Genomic DNA, 1,794 nt, shown 5'->3' on the forward strand with positions numbered 1-1,794 from the left:
TATCTCTGGCCCCATCTCCGGGTATTGCGATGTCAACATACTCGTTCGAGTTGAGTGGAGCCAAAGGCTGCAAAACAGCTAGTGGCATATCCGTCAAGCTAGCTGCAGCTGTAAGAGCTGTCCAGCCCCAATTCTATGGGCCAGTTTTGAGCAAGGTTTCTGGAACGGGCGGTCGCATGTTTAGAGCCTGATGGGGTCTGACACGATTGTACTGTCTAAGCCAGGTATTGATGACGATCTGAGCCTGTTTGGTGGTGTGGAACCATTCTGCGTTGAGGACTTCCCGGCGCAGAGTGCCATTGAAGCGCTCGTTGTATCCATTCTCCCAAGGTGATCCCGGGTAGATTTGGATCGGCTTAATGCCCACCTTTCTTAACCAGGTCTGCAGGGCCGTTGCGATGAACTCCGCGCCGTTGTCGGAACGGATGTGTTCGGGCTTCCCGTGCCGCAATAAGAGTGGGTAGAGCGCATCCAGCACGTCTGCGCTGTTCATCTTCGGCTTGACCGCTACGCAGAGCGCCTCACGGGTATACTCATCCAGCACCGTCAGCATCTTGTAGCTCTGTCCGTTGCTCAGCTTGTCGTGGACAAAGTCAATGCTCCAGATGTGATTGGGATGTTGCGGTCGGAGCCGGATGATCGAGCTGTCCTTGTGGTACAGCCGTTTGCGTTTCTTGTGCCGTTGTGGGAGCTGCAAGCCTTCTTCGCGCCATAGTCGTTCGATCTTTTTATGATTGACTGCCCAGCCTTCGACACGCAGCAGCTCGGCGACCTTGCGGTAGCCGTAGCGCCCATACCGTTTGGCCAATCGGATCATCGCCAGACGTAACGCCTCATCATCCTTTGGCGCTGCGCGGTATTGCAGCGTGCTCCGCGCCAATCCAATCACGCGACAGGTGCGCCGTTCAGAGGTTGCCAGCTTTTGTCGGGTGTGGACCACGGCCTGACGAAGCTGGTCTGCCGTCAGGCCTTTGGCTTTAGATAATCAAGGCTCTCCTTGAGAATGAGTTTGTCCAGTTCAAGCTCAGCCACGATTTTCTTGAGCCGATCATTCTCTTTCTGCAGCGCCTTCAGATTGGCCATCTCAGATCGTCCCATCCCACCAAACCGCTTGCGCCATGTGTAATAGGTCGCATCACTGACACCAGCCGTTCTGCACGCCGTCGCGACATCCGAACCAGATGCCAGGCCCAGCTCAATCTCGCGCAAAAGCCGCAGAATATCTTCGTCCGAATACCGTTTCCGCGCCATCAATCCCGTCTCCAAAACTAAGCCAACTGTGGCACAGTTTTAGGGGGCCAAGACAAGTACTATGTAGCGACTGCACGCCATGTGGTAGATCCCAAGTATCTACCGCCTAGTCTTTCTCGCGCTTCTGTTTGCACAGAACTTGAGATGTCATTTAGCTCTGCGATAAATCCTGGATCAGATCATGTGGCATTGGGATATCAGAAGTTCCGTGTTTCCGATCCCGAGTTTTCATTCGACCCATCCAATTGCGACTTGGCAGTTCTGAAGGTTCCTAAGAATGTTCTGCCAATTCGGAAAAAGGGTGAGACCAGACGCCCAATTTCATTTAAGTTCGGTTTTTTGGCGACAGATGAAGAGCTTGGTTCTCGGATAGCAGGCGAGCCAGTTGTATTTGTCGGTTACCCCGATAACGCTCCCGTCAACCGAACTGATGGTGGTCAGTACATTTATCCAATTTTGCGCCAAGGCGTATTTGCGTACCCCCCTATTCACGGGATTGATGTGGAAGGAGAACTAGGACGAAATTATGGTTTAATTGACAGT

The 1,794-nt window shown here is 53.0% G+C and carries 1 protein-coding gene and 1 pseudogene; one reads left to right on the top strand and one right to left on the bottom strand.

Annotated features, from left to right (window positions below; translation table 11 throughout):
- Positions 1-133: 133 nt before the first annotated feature.
- Positions 134-1,251 (bottom strand): annotated as a pseudogene (locus ACR0CW_RS23075) (IS3 family transposase).
- Between the two features lie 144 nt (positions 1,252-1,395).
- On the opposite strand from ACR0CW_RS23075, the gene ACR0CW_RS23080 reads away from it, so the two are divergent.
- A partial coding sequence (locus ACR0CW_RS23080) for a hypothetical protein (RefSeq protein ID WP_480789576.1) occupies positions 1,396-1,794 on the top strand: 399 nt, incomplete at its 3' end.

The organism is Ruegeria sp. CH6 (genome assembly GCF_056537005.1).